The sequence below is a fragment of the Pseudomonas sp. Van50 genome (assembly GCF_055390755.1).
This window is the reverse complement of sequence record NZ_AP024343.1, coordinates 6,808,495-6,832,142: the sequence shown is the minus strand read 5'-3', so window position 1 is coordinate 6,832,142 and position 23,648 is coordinate 6,808,495. Positions and strand designations below refer to the sequence as shown.

Here is a 23,648-nt window from a genome sequence, read left to right as displayed (position 1 = left end):
GCGTCATGAGTGATGAACAAATCCTGCTGCCCCAGCCGAGCAAAGAGGCGCGTCAATGGGCAATGTTTTGTCACCTGTCCGCCTTGTTGGGGATCTGGATTCCGTTTGGCACGTTGATCGGGCCGTTGGTGCTCTGGCAACTCAAGCGTGAATCCGACCCGTTCATCGATGCCCAGGGCAAGGAAGCGCTGAACTTCCAGATCACCGTGGCGATTGCTTCGGCGATCTGCCTGCTGCTGATGATCGTGGTGATTGGCTTCTTCCTGTTCGGCCTGGTGGCCATCGGTGCGCTGGTGCTGACCATCATAGGTGGCGTGAAGGCCAATGAAGGGCAGCCGTATCGGTATCCGTTCACCTGGCGGTTGGTCAAATAACGATCAATGCTGTGATTCAAAAGAATGCCCCGATTTATCGGGGCATTCTTTTTTAAATAAAAATGTTTCTATCCCTGTCGAGCATCCAATTGCCTGGCGCGTTATCGTGCGCATCCATGTAGCACTCTTAAATTTTTAGTCACAACTCACGAAGTTTCAAGGCGATCTATGTTCTTGGCAATAACACGCGTCGATTGATAGAGTTGCCCCAAGTTATATTCCTTTAGAAATATTTCGATATATTCAGACCATTGAAGGTCCTTGAATTCAAAGTCAATCAGTGTTGAGGCAATCAACCTGTTCAGGCGGCGTGCCCAGGTAAAAAGTTCGCCCTGAATAGATATATTCAAAGAATAAACACTTATGTTTCAGCTCGACTTCTACGGAACCCTTGTCGCCGCCTCTCTAGTGCTTTTGCTGGGGCGCGGTCTTGTTAAACGTGTCGGTTTTCTACGCGTCTACAATATTCCCGAACCCGTGGCGGGTGGGTTGGTAGTTGCCCTGCTGCTCCTGGCTTTACGGGGGCTTGAAGTTGAAGTGCGTTTTGATACTTCATTGCAAACACCCTTGATGCTGGCGTTTTTTGCCACGATTGGCCTGAGTGCGGATTTCGCCAGCCTGAAGAAAGGTGGCCGCGTGGTGGGGATTTTCCTGTTGGCGGTCACCGGCCTGTTGGTGGTCCAGAATGCCATGGGCATCGGACTCGCAAAAGCACTGGGGCTCGATCCGTTGATGGGATTGCTGACCGGCTCGATTACCTTGGCGGGCGGTCACGGCACCGGTGCGGCGTGGGGAACGGTGTTCAGCGAGAAGTTCGGTCTGGCTTCCGCCTCCGAGCTTGCGATGGCTTCTGCGACGTTTGGCTTGGTGTTGGGTGGCTTGATCGGTGGGCCGGTTGCGCGCCTGCTCATCAAGCGTGTCCAATCGCCCGGCGGCCTTGAACCAGAAAAGCCCCGCGTGCCCAAGGGCTTCGAACAGCCAAACAAGGAGCGCTCGATTACGCCATTTTCGTTTATCGAGACGCTCGCCTTGATCGCGGTCAGCCTGTTGGCCGGTACGCTCCTGAATGGACAGCTCCACGACACCGCATTCGAGTTGCCGACGTTCGTTTGTGTTCTTTTCGTGGGCGTGATCCTGCGCAACGGGCTTTCGGCACTTGGCCTGTATCAGGTATTCGAGCGAGAAGTGTCCGTGCTCGGCAACGTCAGCTTGTCACTGTTCCTGGCGATCGCCTTGATGTCACTCAAGTTGTGGGACCTGGCGTCATTGGCCTTGCCGATCTTCATCATTCTGGCGGCCCAGACATTGGTCATGGCCCTGTTTGCGATTTTCGTGACGTTCAGGCTCATGGGCAGTCACTACGATGCCGCGGTATTGGCGGCAGGGCATTGCGGTTTTGGACTGGGCGCCACGCCAACGGCCATCGCCAACATGCAGGCCGTGACGCAGCGCTACGGACCTTCGCAGATAGCGTTTCTGGTGGTGCCAATGGTAGGGGCGTTCTTCATCGACCTCATTAACGTCATCGTCATCAAGTTGTATCTGGCCCTGCCGTTTTTTGCCGTGGCTTGATGCTCGAGGCGGTAGCGCGCTCCATGAAAAATGCCCGTATCTTGCGATACGGGCATTTTTTGGGGCGGTCGGCCTGAAGGCTGTCGCCGATACGCTTAGATGGTCAGCGTCCAGTCGTAATCCACGATCAGCGGCGCATGCTGCGAGAACCGTGGCTGGCGCGGCAGGCGGGCGCTGCGTACGAAGCGGCGCAGCCCAGGCGTCAGCAACTGGTAGTCGAAGCGCCAACCGAGGTTGAGCATTTCGGCCTGCTCGTTGTCCGGCCACCAGCTGTACTGGTCGCCTTCGCGGCTGACTTCACGCAGGGCATCGACATAACCCATGTTGCCAATGATCTCGTCCATCCAGGCCCGTTCCGGCGCCAGGAAACCAGGAGATTGCTGGCTGTCGCGCCAGTTCTTGATATCCAGCTTCTGTTGCGCCACGTACAGCGAGCCACAATAGATATACTCGCGACGTTTGCGCCGCTGTTTATCCAGGTAACGGGCGAAGTCGTCCATCAACTTGAATTTCTGATTCAAATCTTCATCGCCGTTCTGCCCCGAAGGGAGCAGTAAGGTCGCGATGCTGACCTTGTCGAAATCGGCTTGCAGGTAGCGCCCGTAGCGGTCCGCCGTCTCGAAACCGAGACCGTTGATGACAGCCTTCGGTTGCAGCCGCGAGTACAAAGCCACGCCACCCTGGGCGGGGACTTCGGCATCGCAGGCATAAAGGAAGTAACCATCCAGTTGGAAGGCTGCATCGTCCAGTTCAAAGGCGGAGGCGCGGGTGTCCTGCAGGCAGATGACGTCGGCATTCTGTGCTTGCAGCCAACTGAGCAAACCACGCTCCACTGCAGCCTGAATACCATTGACGTTCACACTGATGATCCGCATAAATGGCCCCAAAAATCACGTGCGTGTATGATACACGCCGTGTACCTATTTAGCTAAATCCGCGGTATTTGAGGCTTTTTTCATGCAGGCGTATCAGCGCGATTTCATTCGCTTTGCCATCGATCGCGGGGTTTTGCGCTTCGGTGAATTCACCCTCAAGTCCGGGCGCACCAGCCCGTACTTCTTCAATGCGGGCCTGTTCAACAGCGGAACCGCCCTGGCGCAGTTGGGCCGTTTCTATGCGGCGGCCATCGTCGAGAGCGGCATCCCGTTCGACGTATTGTTCGGCCCGGCCTACAAAGGCATCCCCTTGGCCGCCACCACCGCCGTCGCCCTGGCCGAACACCATGACCGCGACCTGCCTTGGTGTTTCAACCGCAAGGAAGCCAAGGCCCACGGCGAAGGCGGCAGTCTGGTCGGCGCGCCGCTGACCGGCGATGTGTTGATCATCGACGACGTGATCACCGCCGGGACCGCCATTCGCGAAGTGATGCAGATCATCGCTTCCCAGGAAGGTGCCAAGGCGGCCGGCGTGCTGATCGCCCTGAACCGTCAGGAGCGTGGCAACGGTGAGTTGTCGGCGATCCAGGAAGTGGAGCGCGATTTCGGCATTCCGGTGATCAGCATCGTGTCACTGAACCAGGTGCTGGAGTTTTTGGCCGACGACCCGCAGCTCAAGCAGCATTTGCCGGCGGTTGAGGCTTATCGCGCGCAGTTTGGTGTCTAAAAGGCTTGCGCCAAGCCCTGTGGGAGCGAGCTTGCTCGCGATGGCGGCTTATCCTCAGCATTACTATTGACTGACCCACTGCTATCGCGAGCAAGCTCGCTCCCACAGTAGCCAGACAAAAAAAGACCCCGCTCAACCTGGTTGAGCGGGGTCTTTTTTTACCGGTATCGCTTAAGGACGCTTGCGATTGCTGATCAACGTACCCACACCCGTATCGGTGAAGATCTCCAGCAGAATCGCATTCGGCACCCGGCCATCGATGATCAGCGAGCTGCCGACGCCGCCCTGTACCGCTTCCAGCGCGCAACGGATCTTCGGCAGCATGCCGCCGTAGATGGTGCCATCGGCGATCAGGTCATCTACCTGCTGGGTCGACAACCCGGTCAGGACCTTGCCGGTCTTGTCCATCAGGCCGGCGATGTTGGTCAGCAGCATCAGCTTTTCAGCTTTCAGTGCCTCGGCAACCTTGCCCGCCACCAGGTCGGCGTTGATGTTGTACGACTCACCGTTGGCGCCCACGCCGATTGGCGCGATCACCGGGATAAAGTCGCCCTTGACCAGCAAGTTCAGCAGGTCGGTGTTGATGCCGACCACTTCGCCCACATGACCGATGTCGATGATTTCCGGCTGGGTCATCTCCGGCGTCTGGCGGGTGACGGTGAGTTTCTTCGCCCGGATCAGCTCGGCGTCCTTGCCCGTCAGGCCAATGGCGCTGCCGCCATGGCGGTTGATCAGGTTGACGATGTCCTTGTTGACCTGGCCGCCGAGGACCATTTCCACCACATCCATGGTCTGTGCGTCAGTCACGCGCATGCCGTCGATGAAGTGGCTCTCGATGGACAGGCGCTTGAGCAGGTCGCCGATTTGCGGGCCGCCGCCGTGGACCACCACCGGGTTGATGCCCACGGCCTTCATCAGCACGATGTCGCGGGCGAAGCCGGTTTTCAGCTCCTCGCTTTCCATCGCGTTGCCGCCGTATTTGATCACCAGGGTCTTGCCGACGTAGCGTCGGATATAAGGCAACGCTTCGGACAGGACCTTGGCGGTGTTGGCGGCGGCTTCGCGTTCGAGGGTCATTCAGGGCTCCGGTAGTGCTTCAAAAAATCAAAACGGTAGTTGGAGATCAGGTGCAACACGTTTGAGTTGGGTATGGAACACGTCCTTGATGCGCTGCAGTTCGGCCTCGTTGTCGGCCTCGAAACGCAGCACCAGCACCGGGGTGGTGTTGGACGCGCGGACCAGGCCCCAGCCTTGTGGGTAGTCGACCCGTACACCGTCGATGGTGGTCAGTTCGGCGCCTTCGCCCCACTGGGCGTCGTGCAGTGCATCAATGATGCTGAATTTGCTCTCTTCGGTCACATGGATATTGATTTCCGGCGTAGAAATATCGTTCGGGAAGGTCGCGAACAGCTCTTCGGCCGTGGATTTTTCCTTGCTGAGGATCTCCAGCAGGCGCGCGGCGCTGTAGATACCGTCGTCGAAACCGAACCAGCGTTCCTTGAAGAAGATGTGGCCGCTCATTTCACCGGCCAGCAGGGCGCCGCTCTGTTTCATTTTCTTCTTGATCAACGAATGACCGGTTTTCCACATCAGCGGGCGACCGCCATATTCCTTGATCAGCGGGACCAGGCGACGGGTGCACTTAACGTCGAAGATGATTTCGGCGTTCGGATTGCGCGCCACCACGTCGCGAGCGAACAGCATCAACAGGCGGTCGGGGAACACCACGCTGCCGGTATTGGTCACCACGCCGACGCGGTCGCCGTCGCCGTCGAAGGCCAGGCCCAGGTCGGCGTTGGTTTCCTTGACCTTGGCGATCAGGTCTTGCAGGTTTTCCAGTTTGCCCGGGTCCGGGTGGTGGTTAGGGAAGTTGCCGTCCACGTCGCAGAACAGCGGGATGACTTCGCAGTTCAGGGCTTCGATCAGTTGCGGAGCGATCACGCCGGCCGCGCCGTTGCCGCAGTCGACCACCACTTTCAGGCGTCGGGCGAGCTTCACGTCCTTGACGATCTCGTCGTTGTAGCGCTCGAGGATGTCGACCTTGGTCACGCTGCCCTGGCCGCTGCTCAGGTCGTTGGTCTTGAGGCGGGTGTGCAGGGCCTGGATCTGCTCGTTGGCGAGGGTGTCGCCGGCGATGACGATCTTGAAGCCGTTGTAGTTCGACGGGTTGTGGCTGCCGGTGAGCATGACCCCGGACTTGCCGGCCAGCACGTTGGCGGCGTAGTACAGCGCAGGCGTGGGCACCAGGCCCACGTCACTGACGTGGCAGCCGCTGTCGGCAACGCCTTTGATCAATTGTTCGACCAGCTCGGGGCCCGACAAGCGGCCGTCGCGGCCGACGCACACGTTCGGTTCACCCTGGGCCAGGCTCTGGGAGCCAATGGCGCGACCGATCCAGTAGGCGGTTTCGGCGGTGAGGGTTTCCGGTACCACGCCACGGATGTCGTAGGCGCGGAAGATGCTATCAGGGAAGATCGGGGCGATTGCGGCTGGGGTGTTCATGGGCGGGGCGCTCTATCAGGAAAGTGACTGGACAGGCCGACGCTGGGCGTCGGCAGGCTCAAGCTGAAGGGTATGACGGCGTTTTTGACAGAGAGTTCGTGGTGGGAAATTGCCATGAGACAGCGTTACCCCGGCCTCGCTCGCCTAATACATTGATTCCGGATGGGAAACCTAGCAGAAAGCCATTGCGCATTTTTTGTCCTGAAACAGAAGCTTAACAAACGGGCCGGGCAGGACGCCCGGCCCGGAACTGCACGGTCAATGGCTGCCGGAGTGCCCGAAACCACCGGCGCCGCGCTGGCTCTCGTCGAACTCCTCGACCAGTTCGAAGTGGGCCTGGACCACCGGCACCAGCACCAACTGCGCGATGCGCTCGCCCACGGCAATGTTGAAAGCCGTTTGGCCGCGGTTCCAGCACGACACCATCAGTTCTCCCTGGTAGTCGGAATCGATCAGGCCCACCAGGTTGCCCAGCACGATGCCGTGCTTGTGGCCCAGGCCCGAGCGCGGCAGGATCAGCGCGGCCAGGCCCGGGTCGCCGATGTACACCGACAGGCCGGTAGGAATCAGCAGGGTCTGGCCTGGTTCCAGGATCGTGTCCTGCTTGAGCATCGCCCGCAGGTCGAGGCCGGCGGAGCCCGGTGTGGCGTATTGCGGCAGCGGGAATTCGCTACCGATGCGTGGATCGAGAATCTTGGCTTGTAAGGCGTGCATGAAAATTAAACCTGGTTCAGACGTTCGGCGATAAAAGTGATCAGCTGGCGGGCAATCTTGCTCTTGCTGGTCTGGGCGAAAAGCGTGGCGTGCAACTGGCGGTCGATCACGCTGCAGGCGTTTTCTTCGCTGTTGAAGCCGATGCTCGGATTGGCGACGTCGTTGGCGACGATCAAGTCGAGGTTCTTGTCCTTGAGCTTGCGGGCGGCGTAATCGAGCAGGTGTTCGGTCTCGGCGGCGAAGCCGACACTGAACGGGCGGTCGGGGCGGGTGGCGATGCTGGCCAGGATGTCCGGGTTGCGCACCATTTGTAGTAGCAGGCCGTCGCCGCTTGTAGGGTCTTTCTTCAATTTTTGCGGGGCAACGACTTCGGGGCGGTAGTCCGCTACCGCAGCCGAGGCGATGAACAGGTCGCAGGGGATGGCCGCTTCACAGGCCGCGAGCATGTCCCGGGCACTGACCACGTCGATGCGCGTGACCCGGTCCGGGGTTGGCAGGTGCACGGGGCCGGTGATCAGAGTCACTCGGGCGCCGGCTTCCACGGCGGCTTCGGCCAGGGCGAAGCCCATTTTCCCGGAGCTGTGATTGGTGATGTAGCGCACCGGGTCGATGTTTTCCTGGGTCGGCCCGGCGGTGATCAGCACGTGCTTGCCGGTCAGGGCCTGGCGCTGGAAGCAGTCGGCGGCGCACTGGGCCAGGTCCGTGGCTTCGAGCATGCGCCCCATGCCGACATCGCCGCAGGCCTGGCTGCCGGAGGCCGGGCCAAAGACTTTCAGGGCGCGGCTTTCCAGCAGTTGCAGGTTGGCCTGGGTGGCCGGGTCGCGCCACATGGCCTGGTTCATGGCGGGTGCGACGGCGACCACGGCGTCGGTGGCGAGCACCAGGGTGGTCAACAGGTCGTCGGCGATGCCTTGGGCCAGGCGGGCGATCAGGTCGGCCGTGGCCGGGGCGATCAGCACCAGGTCGGCCCACTTGGCCAGTTCGATATGGCCCATGGCGGCTTCGGCCGCCGGGTCGAGCAAGTCCAGGTGGACCGGGTGCCCCGACAGGGCTTGCATGGTCAGTGGGGTAATGAACTCGCTGCCGCCACGGGTCATGACGACCCGTACTTCCGCGCCCTGGTCGATGAGTCGGCGAACCAGCTCGGCGCTCTTGTAGGCGGCAATGCCGCCGCCGACGCCCAGAACGATGCGTTTCCGATACAGCCGCTGCATAGGCCTGCCTTTCGATTTCAGTGGTCAGTGCAAGGCGAACCCCTTGGCAGCAGCTGCCAGGGTGCAAATCACCTGCAAAAAAGATGGGCTACGATATCACAGCGACCGCTACGGAACAGCGGCGCCCACAATCAGGGAGATGCCATGAGTATTCGCGATTGGCCTGTGGCCGAGCGGCCGCGGGAGAGGTTATTGGCGCTGGGGGCGGGGAGTCTTTCGGACGCCGAGCTGCTGGCGATTTTTTTACGAACCGGCGTGTCCGGCAAAAGCGCGGTGGATCTGGCGCGACAACTGTTGATTCAATTTGGCAGCCTGCGCGCGCTGCTTGAAGCGGATCAGATCACATTCAGTAACCACATGGGGCTCGGGCCGGCGAAGTTTGCCCAACTGCAGGCGGCTCAGGAAATGAGTCGGCGGCATTTGGCTGAACGGGCGCGGGAAAAGACCATGCTGGAAAGCCCGTTGGCGGTTCGTGAATACCTCAAGTCCATGCTGCGTCACGAACCCCACGAGGTGTTCGGTTGCCTGTTTCTCAACGCCAAGCACCAGGTGCTGACCTTCGAGGCGCTGTTTCGCGGTTCTATCGACAGCGCCAGTGTCCATCCCCGGCAGGTGGTCAAGCGCGCCCTGGCCCACAACGCCGCTGCGTTGATCCTGTGCCACAACCACCCCTCCGGCAACACCGAGCCCAGCCAGGCCGACCGGGTGCTCACCGAGCGGCTCCAAGAGGCCCTGGAACTGATCGACGTGCGGGTGCTCGACCACTTCATTGTTGGCGATGGGGAGCCGCTGTCGATGGCGGAGTATGGGTGGATGTAGCCAGGGTCATGCTTGAATAATCCCTTGTGGGAGCAAAGCTTGCTCGCGATGACGTTGACACATACAACACTTCTGTTGGCTGTAAAACCGCTATCGAGAGCAAGCTTTGCTCCCACAGGCTCCCACAGGAGGGGACTGTGGTTACTTGAGGCTGACCTTGGAGTAATCCTGCCGTCCAAACGGGCTCACCGCATAACCCTGCACATCCTTGCGGGTCAGTGCGAAGGCGGTAGGGTGCGCCAGGGGCAGCCACAGGGCCTGCTGCTGGATCTGGGCCTGGGCCTGCTCGTAGAGCTTGGCACGCACGCCTTGTTCGCCGGTGGTCTTGCCGGCGCTGATCAGTTTGTCCAGGTCCGGGTTGCAGTAGCGGGCGAAGTTGGTGCCGGACTTGAGTGCCGCGCAGGAAAACTGCGGAGTGAGGAAGTTGTCCGGGTCGCCGTTGTCGCCGGCCCAGCCCATGAACAGCAGGTCATGTTCGCCGGCCTTGGCGCGGCGGATCAGTTCGCCCCATTCGATCACGCGGATTTCCGCCTGGATGCCGATCTGCGCCAGGTCGGATTGCAGCAGCTGGGCGCCAACGCTGGGGTTGGGGTTCAGCAGGCTGCCGGAAGGGCGGGTCCAGATGGTGGTCTGGAAGCCTTCCTTCAAACCGGCCTTGGCCAGCAGGTCGCGGGCCTTCGCTGGGTCGTGGGCATAGCCGGGCAGGCTCTTGGCGTAGCTCCAGGTGTTGGGCGGGTAGGGGCCGTTGGCGGCTTCGGCGGTGCCTTCGAAGACGGTCTTGAGGTAGCTGGCCTTGTCGAAGGCCAGGTTGATGGCTTGTCGCACCTCAGGCTTGTCCAGTGGCGGATGCTGGCTGTTGATCGCCACGAACGCGGTCATGAAGGCGTCGGTCTGGGCCACGCTCAGGGTCGGTTCCTGCCGGGCGGCCTGCACGTCCAGCGGCTTGGGCGACAAGGCGATCTGGCATTCGTTGCGGCGCAGTTTCTGCAGGCGCACGTTGGCATCCGGCGTGATAGCGAAGACCAGCGGGTCCACTTTGGGCTTGCCGCCGAAATAGGCGTCGTTGGCCTTGTAGCGGATCGAGGCATCCTTCTGGAACCGGCTGAAGATGAACGGGCCGGTGCCGATCGGCTGATTGTTGAGTTTTTCCGGCGTGCCGGCCTGCATCAGTTGATCGGCGTATTCGGCCGAATAGATGGAGGCAAAGCCCATGCTCAACGTTGCCAGGAAGGTCGAATCGGCGTGATCGAGGGTGAAACGCACGGTCAGCGGGTCCAGGGCGTCGATTTTCTTGATCAGCGCCGGCAATTGCATGGACTGGGCGTGGGGGAAGCCGCTTTGCGCAACCTTGTGCCACGGGTTCGCCGGGTCGAGCATGCGCTCGAAGCTGAACTTCACGTCCTCGGCGGTCAGGTCGCGGCGCGGCGTGAAGTACTCGGTGTGATGGAACTTGACCTGTGGCCGCAGCTTGAACACGTAGGTCAGGCCATCGGTAGAGATTTCCCAGCGCTCGGCCAGGCTGGGGACCACTTTGCCGCTGGCGGTATCGAAATCCACCAAGCGGTTCATCAGCACGTCGGCGGAGGCGTTGGTGGTGGTCAGGGAGTTGTACTGGACGACATCGAACCCTTCCGGGCTGGCTTCGGTGCAGACGCTCAGGGCGGCGGCCCAAGCCTGCGGGGTGATCAGCAGAGGGGCGAGCAACAACGGTAGGGCAGCGAGGCGCATGGTCGGTTTCCTGTGCAAGTCGAAGGCCCATCTGCGAGTGCAGTCTGGAAAAGGCCTACCCTAGTGGGCTCGCTGCCAAATGACTATCCCCTTTTTGCATTTTCCGGCACTCTGCGGCGACGGTATGGGTGGCCAGAACCTGCCGCACGTGAAAAAAACCTGCGTGCAGCGACGAGCGGTCAGGGGCCGTGCCAGCCTCTGCCCCAGCCGTCCGGGGCGGTGAGCCGATGTTTCTTCAGAAAGACAAATCACATCGGCTGTTGTTGCGCTGTGGTCTTTCTGGTATAAAGCAGCGCTCTTTTCTAGGGGCCCGGTTCCTTCACTGTAGGTGTAGCCGGTAAGACCCTTAAAGAAACGCGGCGCCTGGCGCCAAATGACTGAGAGATTAAGCGGCCAACCCATGCCGGGTTGGGCATGTGGTTTTAGAGGGCTGAGGCATGTCGAGAGTCTGTCAAGTTACCGGTAAGGGTCCGGTGACTGGGAATAACATTTCCCACGCAAACAACAAAACCCGTCGTCGTTTCCTGCCGAACCTGCAGCATCACCGCTTCTGGGTTGAAGAAGAGAAACGTTTTGTGCGTCTGCGCGTATCTGCCAAGGGCATGCGTATCATCGACAAGCGTGGCATCAGTGTCGTGCTGGCCGAACTTCGTCGCGATGGCAAGGTTTAAGGGAGCTAATCATGCGTGAATTGATTCGTTTGATCTCGAGCGCCGGTACTGGTCACTTCTACACTACCGACAAGAACAAGCGTACTACCCCGGACAAAATCGAGATCAAGAAATATGATCCGGTTGTTCGCAAGCACGTGATCTACAAGGAAGGCAAAATCAAGTAATTGATTTTTCCCTCTTACGAAAAAGGCCCGTATCGCGAGATACGGGCCTTTTTTGTTGCTCAGGTTTCGTGGTCAGTAACGAGAGGGGTCAACCGCAGTGGATGCTGACAATGATCCTGTTGGCATCGGTGTGCAGGTTGATGCGTCGCGGACGCAGGTCCCAGCTCGAAGGATACTTCGGCCCCGTGGCGCGTACGGGAGCCCCATTGGCCAAGGCGCGAACCTCTTCAAGCAGCTCGGGGGTGCATTTTTGGCCGATGGTGTATCGGGCGATGGCCAGGTCGCATTGATCGGGTAAGACGGGCATGTTTGCCTCCTTGCAAATAGTTATGGGGTCGGGGCGCTCACTTGTCGGGTTGACCGCACGTCCTGTGCGTTGTCGTTGCGACAATAAAGTGCGTGACGCCCGTGAGCAGTCTTATCTGTGGTGGGGGACATTGGCCAGCGATAGAGTGTCAGCTTCTTTTTCGGTGGCTAAAAAAGGGCCCGTATCGTGAGATACGGGCCCTTTTTTGTTACTTGTTCGATGTGTCTTGTTTTCAGCCGAAGCGGAACGATTCAATGGTCCCACAAGCATTGGCGACGACGCGAATTCGATTGGGATCCCATTCCCTGGAAGCCCCTTCATTAGGGCCTACGACGTGTGCACGCCCGGTCAGCTCGCTGATGTAAGCCTTCAGGGAGGATACATAAGAGCTGCCAATCAGGTAGCGGAGCTTGTGTTGGACCTCGTCATTGGTCATGGTCATTAATCCTTTGAGTAAGAAGTGATGTCCGGATGGACAACTCGATCTTCTTCCTCGGCGCCACACGCTGTGCGGTACATATTTATAGCTTTGCTTCAAACACCACGTAGATCTTGCGGCATGGCTCGAGCACTTCCCAGGTGCCCTTGAATCCGGCCGGGATCACGAAGCGGTCGCCGGCCCGCAGGGTCTTGGCGTTGCCATCGTTGTCCCGCAGCACGGAGACGCCCTGGACGATCTCGCAGTATTCATGTTCGGTGTAATTGACCGTCCACTGGCCGACGGCGCCTTCCCATACGCCAGCGTTCATTTGCCCACAAGGGCTGCTGTAGTGGTTGAACACGGTTTGCTCGGGATCGCCCTTGAACACCTTGGCCGGGTCCGGGCGATAACGTTCGGCGGTGGTATTGGCCTGGCTGAAGTCGACGATGTCCTGAATGCTCATGCGGGTGATCCCCAGTGATCGCTTGGAAGGCCTCGAGTCTATGTTTATTAAAACGAACATCGCAAGGCCGTTTGCCGTCGATGTGTCAAATATATTGAAACATGACCGGCCGCTGGTTTAGGGTGGCGGGTGCCCTATGCCGAAAACAGCGCCGAAAACAGGCTGGCCGGGCAGAATTCTTTTGAGCGCTGCGCATTGCGCGGCGTTCGTACTCAATAAGAGGAGGACACACGCATGACCACCCTGACTCGTACCGATTGGGAACAACGCGCCCGCGACCTGAAGATCGAAGGCCGCGCCTTCATCAACGGTGAGTACACCGATGCGGTGTCCGGCGAAACGTTCGATTGCCTCAGCCCGGTCGATGGCCGCCTGCTGGGCAAGATCGCCAGCTGCGACGTGGCCGACGCCCAACGTGCCGTCGAAAATGCCCGCGCCACCTTCAACTCCGGCGTCTGGTCGCGCCTGGCGCCAAGCAAGCGCAAAACCACCATGATCCGTTTCGCCGGCTTGCTCAAGCAGCATGCTGAAGAACTGGCCCTGCTGGAAACGCTGGACATGGGCAAGCCGATCAGCGATTCGCTGAACATCGACGTGCCCGGCGCGGCCCAGGCGTTGAGCTGGAGCGGTGAAGCCATCGACAAGCTCTACGACGAAGTGGCGGCCACCCCGCACGATCAACTGGGCCTGGTGACCCGTGAGCCGGTGGGTGTCGTGGGGGCTATCGTGCCCTGGAACTTCCCGTTGATGATGGCCTGCTGGAAGCTCGGCCCAGCGCTGTCCACTGGTAACTCGGTGGTGCTCAAGCCGTCGGAAAAATCCCCGCTGACCGCCATCCGTATCGCTGCGCTGGCGATCGAGGCCGGCATTCCGAAAGGCGTGCTGAACGTGTTGCCAGGCTACGGCCACACCGTCGGCAAGGCCCTGGCCCTGCATATGGACGTCGATACGCTGGTGTTCACTGGCTCGACCAAGATCGCCAAGCAACTGATGATCTATTCCGGCGAATCCAATATGAAGCGCATCTGGCTGGAAGCCGGCGGCAAGAGCCCGAACATCGTGTTCGCCGATGCCCCGGACCTGCAGGCCGCTGCCGAATCCGCTGCCAGCGCCATCGCCTTCAACCAGGGCGAAGTCTGCACCGCCGGCTCGCGACTGTTGGTGGAGCGCTCCATCAAGGACACGTTCCTGCCGCTGGTGATCGAAGCCCTCAAGGGCTGGAAGCCGGGCAATCCCCTGGACCCGGCCACCAACGTCGGTGCCCTGGTCGATACCCAGCAGATGAATACTGTGCTGTCCTACATCGAGGCTGGCCATAGCGACGGCGCCAAACTGGTGGCCGGTGGTAAGCGCATCCTTGAGGAAACCGGCGGCACTTACGTCGAGCCGACGATTTTCGACGGCGTGAGCAACGCCATGAAAATTGCCCAGGAAGAGATTTTCGGCCCGGTGTTGTCGGTCATCGCCTTTGACACCGCCGAGCAGGCCATCGAGATCGCCAACGACACGCCATATGGCCTGGCCGCAGCGGTATGGACCAAGGATATCTCCAAGGCTCACCTGACCGCCAAGGCCCTGCGTGCCGGCAGCGTATGGGTCAACCAGTACGACGGCGGCGACATGACCGCACCGTTCGGTGGTTTCAAGCAGTCGGGCAACGGTCGCGACAAGTCGCTGCATGCATTCGACAAATACACCGAACTGAAGTCGACCTGGATCAAGCTCTGACAGTGACGGCCCCGGATCTTGTCCGGGGTCTCATGCAGCGCTGATTCCCTCTGTGGGAGCGAGCTTGCTCGCGATAGCGGTACGACAGTCGACGACCTTGTTGAATGTTACGCCGCCATCGCGAGCAAGCTCGCTCCCACATTGGTCGGGGATGAGCGGAAGATTGGCGGTCAACACACATCCCCTGTGGGAGCGAGCTTGCTCGCGATAGCGGTACGACAGTCGACGACCTTGTTGAATGTTGCGCCGCCATCGCGAGCAAGCTCGCTCCCACAGTGTTTTGGGTGATGGTTGAGATTGATAACTGTCCACAGGAGCGTGGAAATGCGTTGGGCAACCTATTTCGCCGTGCTGGCGTCTGTCCTGAGCGTCGGCCTGGCCCTGGGCGTGAGCATGCCGTTGGTGTCGCTGCGCCTGGAGGGCTGGGGTTATGGTTCGTTTGCCATCGGTGTGATGGCGGCCATGCCGGCGGTGGGGGTGTTGCTCGGGGCCAAGGTGTCGAGCCGGCTGGCGGCGCGGTTCGGCACGGCGGCGTTGATGCGCCTGTGCCTGTGGGGCGGTGCGGTGTCCATCGGGTTGCTGGCGCTGCTGCCCAGCTATCCGGTCTGGTTGCTGCTGCGCCTGATGATTGGCGTGGTCCTGACCTTGGTGTTCATTCTGGGTGAGAGCTGGATCAACCAACTGGTCATTGAAAAATGGCGTGGACGGTTGGTGGCGCTGTACGGCAGCAGCTACGCCCTGAGCCAGTTGTCCGGCCCGCTGCTGCTGGGCGCGCTGGGGACCGATCATGACTACGGGTTCTGGGTGGGCGTCGGCCTGCTGTTGGTCGCACCCTTGCTGTTGCTGGGCCGTAGCGGTGCGCCGAGCAGCGAGGCCGGCAACGTTACGTTCGGCGATTTGTGGAGGTTTTGCCGTGGCTTGCCGGCGATTGCCTGGGCGGTCTCGTTGTTCGCTGCGTTCGAGGCGATGATCCTCACGTTGTTGCCGGTGTATTGCCTGCGCCAGGGTTTCACGGCCGACATTGCGCTGGCGATGGTCAGCACCGTGGTGGTCGGTGATGCCTTGCTGCAATTGCCCATCGGCGCCCTGGCCGATCGCGTGTCTCGCCGGTCGTTGTTCACCGGATGCGCGGTGGCGCTGACGTTATCGAGCCTGGCGGTACCCCTGCTGATCGATACGTTGCTGATTTGGCCGCTATGGGTGCTGTTTGGTGCCAGCGCAGGCGGGTTGTTCACCTTGTCGCTGATCCTGATCGGCGAGCGTTACCGCGACGATGCGCTGGTGCGGGCCAATGCCCATATCGCGCAGTTGTGGGGGATCGGCTGCCTGGTCGGCCCGCTGGTGGCGGGAGCGGGCAGCCAATGGGTCAGCGGACATGCGCTGCCGTTGTTCATGGCGGCCGGGGCGTTCGGGTTGGTGATCCTGCTGTTGCGCCAAGGGGCGTTCGGGGCAACCCAAGCGGCCTGAGCACACCCAAATCCCTTGTCACAAAAGCGGGCTGCCTCTAAAGCATCCGCTCCAACCCGACAGTCGTGGCGAACCAGGCATTGAACCGGCGCCACCAACTGCCCGGTTCGCGGTCCAGGTCGTGGATCTTGCCGTTGTCTTCGGTGGTCCATACAAGCTTTCCATCTTTCAGCCTGGCCTGGTAACTCAGGGCCGGCGCCATGCCTTGCAAGGCCAGCTCGCGGACTTGGCCGGCGAGTTCCGGGCTGTTCACCAGCACGCCGACTTCGGTGTTCCACAGCACTGAGCGCGGGTCGAAATTGAACGAGCCGATGAAGGATTTCTGCTGGTCGAAGATGATCGCCTTGCTGTGCAGGCTGGAGTCCGATTCGCCGTAGGATTTGCTGTAGAACAGATGCGGGCTGCCACCGGTGTCGCCCGGTTGTCGTCGCAGTTCGAACAGGCGCACGCCATGTTGCAGCAGGGCCTTGCGGTACGGTGCATAGCCGCCGTGCACGGCGGGCACGTCGGTGGCTTCCAGGGAGTTGGTCAGCAGGCTCACCGACACGCCGGCATCGGCGCGACTGGTCAGGTACACCAAGCCTGGCTGGCCGGGGACGAAGTAGGCGGAAATCATGATCAGTTCTTTGCTGACGCCCGTCAGTTCGGGGGCCAGTTGGGTGGTCAGCAACAACTGAGGGTCCGGTTCGTCCTTGGCCAGCACCTTGCTGGGTGCGTCCCACAGCGCCTGGTTCCAGGCCCAGATCAACTGGTCGCGCCAGGTGTCCAGGCGCGGTTGGGTCTTGTAGGCGGTCAACTGCTGGTAGAGCGCGTGGTTTTCCTTGTGGGTCTGCTCCAGGGACTCTTGCAGGCGCAGGCGGCTGTTGGCCAGGTCCTTGGGCGTGGGGCGATGGGACAGGAACTGTTCGATGGGTTTGCTCAGGGCGCTGTTCCAGTACTGGTCGAAGCTGTGGCCCAATTGTTCGGCCACCGGACCGACACTGAGCAGGTCGATGTCGGTGAAGTTCAGGTTGGGTTCGGCGTCGAAGTACTCATCGCCCAGGTTGCGACCGCCGACGATGGCCATGCTGTTGTCCGCCAGCCACAGCTTGTTGTGCATCCGGCGGTGTTGCAACGACAGGTCGAACAGGCGTCCGAGGCCGCGAGTCACGCCGGTGGCGCGTCCCAGGTGCAGCGGATTGAACAGGCGGATCTGGATCTGCGGATGGGCGGCGAGGGTGGCGATGATCTGATCCTGGCCATCGCTGGTGGTGTCGTCCAGCAGGATCCGCACGCGTACGCCCCGGTCGGCGGCCTTGAGCAGTTCATCCACCAGCATCCGCGTGCTGATGCCGTCATGGACGATGTAGTACTGCAAATCCAGGCTGCCTTGGGCATGGCGAATCAGCTCGGCCCGGGCAGTGAAGGCCTCGGTGCTGTCCGACAGCAGCCGAAAGCCCGAGCGCCCTTCATGGGCGGCGGCCTGGGCCTGGACCGAGCGGCCGAACGAGGATTCGGTGGCCGGCAGGGCCTGGGACGGCTCGCGGGTGACATCAAGACCGGCGCAGCCGCTCAGCAGTGAGCCGACTAACAGTAGCGCAGGCAGGATCGGTCTGGATCTCACGTAGGATCGTTCCGCTTGTTCACGTTGATCGGCTATTGGGTGCTGCTTCCCTGGGTAAAGTTCAGACGACGTCGCGCTGGGTTTCGTTCAACAGCGCGATAGCGGCGGCCCCGACCTTGCGCACGGCCTCTTCGATCTGAGCCGTTGGCTTGGCAGCGTAGTTCATCCGCAAGCAGTTGCGGTACTTGCCCGATGCCGAAAAAATACTGCCGACGGCCACCTGCACGCCTTGGTCCAGCAGAGCCCGATTGAGCTTCAGCGTGTCGAAGCCGTCGGGCAATTCGATCCACAGCATGAAACTGCCCCGTGGGCGACTGGCACGGGTGCCCGCTGGAAAATAGCGGCTGACCCAGTCGATCATCACGTCGCGATTGCGCTGGTATTGCGTACGCATCCGCCGCAAATGGGGTTCGAAATGCCCGCCCTTGAGAAACTCGGCAATGGCAATCTGCGGCTGTGGCGCGGTAGAGCCGGTGCTGATGTATTTCATGTGCAGCACCCGCTCCAGATACCGGCCTGGCGCAACCCAGCCAATGCGCAGGCCAGGCGCCAGGGTCTTGGAAAACGAACTGCAGAGCAGGACGCGACCGTCTTCATCGAAGGACTTGATGGTGCGTGGGCGGGGGTATGTGTAGGCCAACTCCCCATACACATCATCTTCGATGATCGCCACGTCGAAGCGCTGTGCCAGGTTCAGCAGCGCGCGTTTATTGGCGTCGGGCATGATGTAGCCCAGCGGGTTATTGCAGCTGGGGGTCAACTGTATGGCCTTGATGGGCCATTGCTCCAGGGCCAGCTCCAGTGCATCCAGGCTGATGCCGGTGAGCGGGTCGGTGGGGATTTCCAAGGCCTTCATGCCCAGGCCCTTGAGGGTTTGCATGGCCCCGTGAAAGCTGGGTGAGTCCACTGCGACGATGTCGCCTTGTTCGCAGGTGGCGCGGATGCTGACCGACAGGGCTTCATGACAGCCGGTGGTGACGATCAGGTCGTTGGGGCCCAGTTGGCAGCCGGAGTCCAACGACAGTCGGGCGATCTGTTCACGCAGTTCGAGGTTGCCGTAGATGTTGTCGTAATACAGGCCGGGCATGTCTTGCCGGCGGCTGATCTGCGCCAGGCTGCGCAGCAGCGGTTTCATGGTCGGCGAGTTGATGTCCGGCATGCCGCGTCCCAGTTGCACCACATCCGGGCGCGGTACGGCGCGTATCAGCTCCAGCACCTGGTCCCACTGGGAAATATCCACGGGGCGCTGGGCCGGACGGCCTACTACCGGCAGGTCTGGCAATTCGCGGCCCACGGGTACGAAGTAACCGGACTTGGGTCTCGGCATCGCCAGCCCACTGTCCTCCAGCACCCGATAGGCCTGCTGCACCGTACTCAAGCTGACCCCATGTTCGGTGCTCAATGCCCGCACCGACGGCAGCCGGTCGCCGGGGCGGTAGAAGCCCTGTTCGATGCGGGTGCCGAGCAGTTCGGCGAGGTTCACATAGAGGGTCATGGTGCGCTCCCGATGAGATGGACAACTGCGACCGATACAGTTGGATTGGAAAATGACAATTCAGTGGCGGAAATACCGAATCTGTATGCTTATAAAAGGAATAGGTTGAATCTGTATTGCTTTTAGCCGTTCGCGCATCATGAAACCTCTGGCTACCCAAGTAAACAGGAGCGATCAAAATGAACGGCTTGAGCGATGTGCGGCTGACGTTACACAGTCAGGAACTGGCGGCAGGGCAGGAGAAGGGGCTGCGCAGCGCGACATTGCGCAATTCGCCGTCCGGCCTGAGCCGCTGGGCCCTGTTCTGGCATCGTCTGCATACACGCAGGGCCTTGTTGGAACTTACACCCGAACAGTTGCGTGACGTCGGGCTGAGTCGGGAGCAGGCGTTGGAGGAGGGGCTCAGGCCGTTCTGGCGGCTTTGAAGCAATAGGAACCCGGTGGCGAGGGAGCTTGCTCCCGCTGGGCTGCGTAGCAGACCGTCTTTTTGCGGTTGCTGCGCAACCGAGCGGGAGCAAGCTCCCTCGCCACGGATCCAGGACTAAACCAACTCTTTCAACCGATGCCACAACATCCCCAGCGCCAACAGCGGTGAGCGCAAGTGCTTGCCCCCCGGGAAGGTCATGTGCGGGACCTGGGCGAACAGGTCGAAACCGCTGCTGTGCTGCCCGCTGATGGCTTCGGCCAACAGTTTGCCGGCCAGGTGCGTGGCATTCACCCCATGGCCGGAATAGGCCTGGGCGTAATACACATTGGGCTGGTCCTTCAGCCGGCCGATCTGCGGCAAACGGTTGGCACCAATGCCGATCATCCCGCCCCATTGATAATCGATTTTCACATCCGCCAATTGCGGGAACACCTTGAGCATTTTCGGACGCATATAGGCGCCAATGTCCTGCGGGTCGCGGCCGGAATAGTGACAAGCCCCGCCGAACAGCAAGCGGCGATCCGCCGAAAGCCGGTAGTAATCCAGTGCTACCCGTTGATCACAGACGGCCATGTTCTGTGGCAACAGCGCCTGTGCCTGGGTCTGGCTCAAGGGCTCGGTGGCGATGATGTAGCTGCCGGCCGGCAGGACTTTGCCGCCGAGTTGTGGATTGAGTCCATTGAGGTAGGCATTGCAGCCCAGCACCAGCGTCTTGGCACGGACCGAGCCCTGTTGGGTGTGCACGTTCACCTCAGGGCCGTAGTCGATGCGCGTGACCGCCGATTGTTCGAACAGCCGGACCCCCAATTGCTGCGCCGCGGCGGCTTCGCCCAGGGCCAGGTTCAACGGATGCAAATGGCCCGAACCCATGTCGATCAGTCCGCCGACGTAGCGATCCGAACCCACGACGCTGTGCATTTCGTCGGCTTGCAGCAGTCGGGTCGGGTGGCGATAACCCAGGCTGCGCAATTCTTCGGCGTCTTCGGCGAAGCCTTCCAGGTCGCTGGGTTTGTTGGCGAGGTCGCAGTAGCCCCAGGTAAGGTCACAGGGGATTTGAAAACGCTCGACGCGCTGTCGGACGATTTCCACGGCCTCAAGCCCCATGAGTTTCATCTGGCGCACGCCGTCGGTGCCGATGATCGACGCGAACTGGTCGAGGCCATGACCAACACCACGGATCAATTGGCCGCCGTTGCGCCCGCTGGCCCCCCAGCCGATCCGGTGCGCTTCCAGCAGCACCACGCTCATGCCGCGTTCGGCCAGTTCGATCGCCGTGTTCAACCCGGAGAACCCGCCGCCGACGACGCAGACATCCGCCCGCAACTCACCCTGCAGCAGCGGATGGTCCGGTTGCGGCAGGCTGCTGGCGGCGTAGTAAGAGGCGGCGTGCGCGTGGTTCGGGACCGGTTGCTGAACACGGGCGTTCATGTGCGTAATCCTGATTGTTGTGTTTGAGAAATTTTACGGAGCATAAGCCGGGGCTTCCTTCCTGGGCAACACCGGTCGGTTTGCGCTGTCTGGCACGCGGCCTTTAAGGCAGAATCCCGGTTTGTCCCTCTCGGTAAACGCCTCGATGAGCTGCAACAGTCAGAAGATCCGCACGCTACGCCAGCAGATTCCCTCGTTCGAGTGCGTACCGGGTTGCCATGACTGCTGCGGTCCGGTCACCACCTCGCCCGAGGAAATGGCCCGCTTGCCCCGCAAGACTCGCGCCGAACAGGACGCGGCCATGGACGCCTTGGACTGCGTGCACCTGGGGCCCAACGGTTGCACCGTCTACGACGAGCGACCGCTGATCTGCCGGCTGTTCGGCACCACGGCGACCTTGCCGTGTCCCAATGGCCGGCGGCCAGTGGAACTGATTCATCCACGGGTCGAGAAGCAGATTCATGAGTACATGGCCAGCACCCGGCAGGTGTTGGTCTAGTCGCCAGGAGACCGAGTCGCGGCCTTCGCGAGCAAGCTCGCTCCCACAATGGATCTCGGTTCGTTCGCAAGAACGTGCTCACCCCTCACCTGTTTGGGAGTGAGCCTGCTCGCGAAAGCGGTCCGGAGCCAGGCTCAATCCGGAATCGGCAGGTTCAAGCTTTCCTTCACTTCTTCCATCACGATGTAGCTCTTGGATTCGCGTACGTGGGGCAGCTTGAGCAGGATGTCCCCAGCAGCTTGCGGTACGAAGCCATCTCGGAAATCCGTGCTTTCACCAGGTAGTCGAAATCCCCTGACACCAGGTGACATTCCAGCACGTGAGGCAGTTTCAGCACGGCGCGTCGGAACTCTTCGAAGGTGTCGCCGGATTTGTAGTCGAGGCTGATCTCGACAAATACCAGCAGGCTGCCCTTCAAGTGCTGCGGATTGAGCCGGGCGTTGTAGCCCATGATGATGCCCTCGCGCTCCAGGCGCCGAACCCGCTCGGTACAGGGCGTGGTGGACAGGCCGACCTTTTCCCCCAGCTCGGTGAAGGAGATCCGCCCGTCCGCCTGGAGAATGCGCAGGATGTTGCGGTCGATCTTGTCCAGCTCGCGTTTGGTCTGGGTGTTGGTACGCACAGGTGATGCGCCTCCATGAAAAGGGGTTTTGCCGAGAATTCTCGCCAAATATAGGTGTTTATATAGTGAAAAGCACTGGCTGATCTTTTTTACACTGCGCCCATCAAAGCTTTGTACAACAAACGTCAGCGGTTCATCCGCGATGAGGGCATCAACATGCGCGTTCTGGTCTTGGGTAGCGGCGTCATCGGTACCGTCAGTGCTTATTATCTGGCTCGTGCCGGGTTTGAAGTGGTGGTGGTCGACCGTCAGCCAGCACCTGCCATGGAAACCAGTTTCGCCAACGCCGGCCAAGTGTCGCCGGGTTATGCCTCGCCATGGGCCGCGCCGGGCGTGCCGCTCAAGGCCATCAAGTGGCTGCTGCAACGGCATGCGCCGCTGGCGATCAAGGCCACGGCCGACATTGATCAATACCTGTGGATGGCGCAGATGCTGCGCAACTGCACCGCCAGCCGCTATGCCATCAACAAGGAACGCATGGTGCGCCTGTCCGAGTACAGCCGTGATTGCCTCGACGAGCTGCGCGCCGAAACCGGCATTGCCTACGAGGGCCGTAGCCTGGGGACTACACAGTTGTTCCGCACCCAGGCCCAGCTCGATGGCGCGGCAAAAGACATCGCCGTGCTGAAGGAGTCCGGCGTACCGTTCGAAGTGCTCGACCGCGAAGGCATTGCCCGGGTCGAGCCGGCACTGGCCAATGTCACCGACATCCTGGCCGGTGCCTTGCGCCTGCCTAACGACCAGACCGGCGACTGCCAGATGTTTACCACGCGCCTGGCGGAAATGGCGGTGAAGCTGGGTGTGCAATTCCGCTTTGGCCAGGATATCCAGCGCCTGGACTTCGCTGGCGACCGCATCAACGGTGTCTGGATCGACGGCAAGCTGGAAACCGCCGACCGCTATGTGCTCGCCCTGGGCAGCTATTCGCCGCAATTGCTCAAGCCCCTCGGGATCCGCGCGCCGGTGTATCCGCTCAAGGGTTACTCCCTGACCGTGCCGATCACCAACCCGGCGATGGCCCCGACCTCGACCATTCTCGACGAAACCTACAAGGTCGCGATCACTCGCTTCGACAATCGCATTCGGGTGGGCGGCATGGCGGAAATCGCCGGTTTTGACCTGTCCCTGAACCCGCGTCGGCGTGAAACCCTGGAGATGATCGTCAACGACCTTTATCCTCAGGGCGGCGATCTGGCCGAGGCCAGTTTCTGGACCGGCTTGCGTCCGACCACCCCGGATGGCACGCCCATCGTCGGTGCCACGCCCTTCAAGAATCTGTTCCTGAACACCGGCCACGGTACCCTCGGGTGGACCATGGCCTGTGGTTCCGGTCGCCTGTTGGCCGACCTGATGGCGAAGAAAAAGCCGCAGATCAGCGCCGAAGGCCTCGATATTTCCCGTTATGGCAGCAAAACCCAGGAGTCTGCAAAACATGTCAATCCAGCGCCAGCTCACCAATGACCGCATGAGCCAGGTTGTCGTGCACAACGGCACCGTTTACCTGGCCGGGCAGGTCGGCGACGACATGAACGCCGGTATTGAACAGCAGACCCGCGAATGCCTGGCCAATATCGAGCGTTTGCTGGAGTTGTCCGGGACCGACAAGACGCGGCTGTTATCGGTGACGATCTACCTGAAGGACATTGAGGCTCACTTCGCAGGCATGAACGCGGTCTGGGATAAGTGGTTGCCCAAAGGCGTCGCCCCGGCCCGGGCCACGGTGGAGGCCAAGCTGTGTGAACCGCAGATCCTGGTGGAGCTGTCCGTCGTGGCTGCGCTGCCTTAATACCTGCCTAAACGATCCCTCTTCCGGCGCTGGGTGGTT

Annotated in this window: 23 protein-coding genes and 2 pseudogenes; 12 read left to right on the top strand and 13 right to left on the bottom strand. The window is 60.9% G+C overall.

Annotated elements, in window-relative coordinates:
- Nucleotides 1–5: 5 nt before the first annotated feature.
- Together ACZ5M5_RS29770 and gltS are read left to right on the top strand one after the other, a co-directional pair.
- Nucleotides 6–374, top strand: coding sequence for a DUF4870 domain-containing protein (locus ACZ5M5_RS29770; protein WP_060740057.1), 369 nt, complete (start codon nt 6–8; stop codon nt 372–374).
- 363 nt (nt 375–737) lie between these two features.
- Nucleotides 738–1,946, top strand: a complete 1,209-nt coding sequence (gene gltS, locus ACZ5M5_RS29765; RefSeq protein ID WP_060740058.1) for a sodium/glutamate symporter — start codon at nt 738–740, stop codon at nt 1,944–1,946.
- Nucleotides 1,947–2,041: 95 nt separating this feature from the next.
- Here gltS and ACZ5M5_RS29760 read toward each other — a convergent pair whose 3' ends face one another.
- Nucleotides 2,042–2,821, bottom strand: a complete 780-nt coding sequence (locus ACZ5M5_RS29760; RefSeq protein WP_013694557.1) for an exodeoxyribonuclease III — start codon at nt 2,819–2,821, stop codon at nt 2,042–2,044.
- Between the two features lie 82 nt (nt 2,822–2,903).
- Between ACZ5M5_RS29760 and pyrE the strand changes: the two genes are divergently transcribed.
- Nucleotides 2,904–3,548, top strand: a complete 645-nt coding sequence (pyrE, locus tag ACZ5M5_RS29755; protein ID WP_072406083.1) for an orotate phosphoribosyltransferase — start codon at nt 2,904–2,906, stop codon at nt 3,546–3,548.
- A 171-nt stretch (nt 3,549–3,719) separates the two neighbouring features.
- Here the strand turns inward: pyrE and argB are convergent, their stop codons facing one another.
- From argB to coaBC, 4 genes and pseudogenes are all read right to left on the bottom strand, one after another.
- On the bottom strand, nt 3,720–4,625 hold the full coding sequence (gene argB, locus ACZ5M5_RS29750; protein ID WP_025216133.1) for an acetylglutamate kinase: 906 nt from the start codon (nt 4,623–4,625) through the stop codon (nt 3,720–3,722).
- 27 nt (nt 4,626–4,652) lie between these two features.
- Nucleotides 4,653–6,056 (bottom strand): annotated as a pseudogene (locus tag ACZ5M5_RS29745) (phosphomannomutase/phosphoglucomutase); the annotation flags it as partial.
- A 252-nt stretch (nt 6,057–6,308) separates the two neighbouring features.
- Nucleotides 6,309–6,764, bottom strand: a complete 456-nt coding sequence (gene dut, locus ACZ5M5_RS29740) for a dUTP diphosphatase (RefSeq protein ID WP_053126549.1) — start codon at nt 6,762–6,764, stop codon at nt 6,309–6,311.
- 5 nt (nt 6,765–6,769) lie between these two features.
- Nucleotides 6,770–7,978 (bottom strand): bifunctional phosphopantothenoylcysteine decarboxylase/phosphopantothenate--cysteine ligase CoaBC, encoded by a 1,209-nt coding sequence (gene coaBC, locus ACZ5M5_RS29735; protein ID WP_003206865.1) that lies wholly within the window; start codon nt 7,976–7,978, stop codon nt 6,770–6,772.
- 144 nt (nt 7,979–8,122) lie between these two features.
- On the opposite strand from coaBC, the gene radC reads away from it, so the two are divergent.
- Entirely contained in the window at nt 8,123–8,797 is a 675-nt protein-coding gene (gene radC, locus ACZ5M5_RS29730; protein ID WP_103311001.1) for a RadC family protein, read from the top strand.
- Between the two features lie 141 nt (nt 8,798–8,938).
- Here radC and ACZ5M5_RS29725 read toward each other — a convergent pair whose 3' ends face one another.
- Complete coding sequence (locus tag ACZ5M5_RS29725; protein WP_464738332.1) at nt 8,939–10,525, bottom strand: ABC transporter substrate-binding protein; 1,587 nt, start codon at nt 10,523–10,525, stop codon at nt 8,939–8,941.
- A gap of 437 nt (nt 10,526–10,962) precedes the next feature.
- On the opposite strand from ACZ5M5_RS29725, the gene rpmB reads away from it, so the two are divergent.
- Nucleotides 10,963–11,196, top strand: coding sequence for a 50S ribosomal protein L28 (rpmB, locus tag ACZ5M5_RS29720; RefSeq protein WP_003177273.1), 234 nt, complete (start codon nt 10,963–10,965; stop codon nt 11,194–11,196).
- An 11-nt stretch (nt 11,197–11,207) separates the two neighbouring features.
- Nucleotides 11,208–11,363 (top strand): 50S ribosomal protein L33, encoded by a 156-nt coding sequence (gene rpmG, locus ACZ5M5_RS29715; protein WP_003177274.1) that lies wholly within the window; start codon nt 11,208–11,210, stop codon nt 11,361–11,363.
- An 88-nt stretch (nt 11,364–11,451) separates the two neighbouring features.
- On the opposite strand, the gene ACZ5M5_RS29710 is transcribed toward rpmG, so the two are convergent.
- From ACZ5M5_RS29710 to ACZ5M5_RS29700, 3 genes are all read right to left on the bottom strand, one after another.
- A complete protein-coding gene (locus tag ACZ5M5_RS29710; protein WP_103310997.1) occupies nt 11,452–11,670 on the bottom strand; it encodes a peptidase inhibitor in 219 nt (72 codons plus the stop codon).
- A gap of 232 nt (nt 11,671–11,902) precedes the next feature.
- A complete protein-coding gene (locus ACZ5M5_RS29705; protein WP_060740064.1) occupies nt 11,903–12,106 on the bottom strand; it encodes a hypothetical protein in 204 nt (67 codons plus the stop codon).
- An 85-nt stretch (nt 12,107–12,191) separates the two neighbouring features.
- On the bottom strand, nt 12,192–12,554 hold the full coding sequence (locus ACZ5M5_RS29700; RefSeq protein ID WP_060740065.1) for a cupin domain-containing protein: 363 nt from the start codon (nt 12,552–12,554) through the stop codon (nt 12,192–12,194).
- Between the two features lie 234 nt (nt 12,555–12,788).
- Here ACZ5M5_RS29700 and ACZ5M5_RS29695 point away from each other — a divergent pair, with 234 nt between their 5' ends.
- Both ACZ5M5_RS29695 and ACZ5M5_RS29690 read left to right on the top strand, forming a co-directional pair.
- On the top strand, nt 12,789–14,282 hold the full coding sequence (locus tag ACZ5M5_RS29695) for an aldehyde dehydrogenase (protein ID WP_060740066.1): 1,494 nt from the start codon (nt 12,789–12,791) through the stop codon (nt 14,280–14,282).
- Nucleotides 14,283–14,606: 324 nt separating this feature from the next.
- Nucleotides 14,607–15,749, top strand: a complete 1,143-nt coding sequence (locus ACZ5M5_RS29690; protein WP_060740067.1) for an MFS transporter — start codon at nt 14,607–14,609, stop codon at nt 15,747–15,749.
- A gap of 37 nt (nt 15,750–15,786) precedes the next feature.
- On the opposite strand, the gene ACZ5M5_RS29685 is transcribed toward ACZ5M5_RS29690, so the two are convergent.
- Nucleotides 15,787–17,352 (bottom strand): phospholipase D family protein, encoded by a 1,566-nt coding sequence (locus ACZ5M5_RS29685; RefSeq protein ID WP_464738331.1) that lies wholly within the window; start codon nt 17,350–17,352, stop codon nt 15,787–15,789.
- A gap of 61 nt (nt 17,353–17,413) precedes the next feature.
- Nucleotides 17,414–18,847 carry an aminotransferase-like domain-containing protein gene (locus ACZ5M5_RS29680; RefSeq protein ID WP_464738330.1) on the bottom strand — a complete coding sequence of 478 codons (1,434 nt, stop codon included), beginning with the start codon at nt 18,845–18,847 and terminating at the stop codon, nt 17,414–17,416.
- A 179-nt stretch (nt 18,848–19,026) separates the two neighbouring features.
- Here ACZ5M5_RS29680 and ACZ5M5_RS29675 point away from each other — a divergent pair, with 179 nt between their 5' ends.
- A complete protein-coding gene (locus ACZ5M5_RS29675) occupies nt 19,027–19,272 on the top strand; it encodes a DUF1127 domain-containing protein (RefSeq protein ID WP_060740070.1) in 246 nt (81 codons plus the stop codon).
- Between the two features lie 116 nt (nt 19,273–19,388).
- On the opposite strand, the gene ACZ5M5_RS29670 is transcribed toward ACZ5M5_RS29675, so the two are convergent.
- Nucleotides 19,389–20,702: an NAD(P)/FAD-dependent oxidoreductase gene (locus ACZ5M5_RS29670; RefSeq protein WP_464738329.1), complete on the bottom strand. Its 1,314-nt coding sequence runs from the start codon at nt 20,700–20,702 to the stop codon at nt 19,389–19,391.
- A gap of 145 nt (nt 20,703–20,847) precedes the next feature.
- Between ACZ5M5_RS29670 and ACZ5M5_RS29665 the strand changes: the two genes are divergently transcribed.
- Entirely contained in the window at nt 20,848–21,201 is a 354-nt protein-coding gene (locus ACZ5M5_RS29665; RefSeq protein ID WP_018602566.1) for a YkgJ family cysteine cluster protein, read from the top strand.
- 134 nt (nt 21,202–21,335) lie between these two features.
- Here the strand turns inward: ACZ5M5_RS29665 and ACZ5M5_RS29660 are convergent.
- Nucleotides 21,336–21,823, bottom strand: a pseudogene (locus tag ACZ5M5_RS29660) (winged helix-turn-helix transcriptional regulator).
- Between the two features lie 156 nt (nt 21,824–21,979).
- Between ACZ5M5_RS29660 and dadA the strand changes: the two are divergent.
- A complete protein-coding gene (gene dadA, locus ACZ5M5_RS29655) occupies nt 21,980–23,284 on the top strand; it encodes a D-amino acid dehydrogenase (protein WP_060743108.1) in 1,305 nt (434 codons plus the stop codon).
- Nucleotides 23,256–23,609 (top strand): RidA family protein, encoded by a 354-nt coding sequence (locus tag ACZ5M5_RS29650; RefSeq protein ID WP_060740072.1) that lies wholly within the window; start codon nt 23,256–23,258, stop codon nt 23,607–23,609. Before dadA ends, ACZ5M5_RS29650 begins: the two co-directional genes overlap by 29 nt.
- The last annotated feature ends 39 nt before the right edge of the window (nt 23,610–23,648 follow it).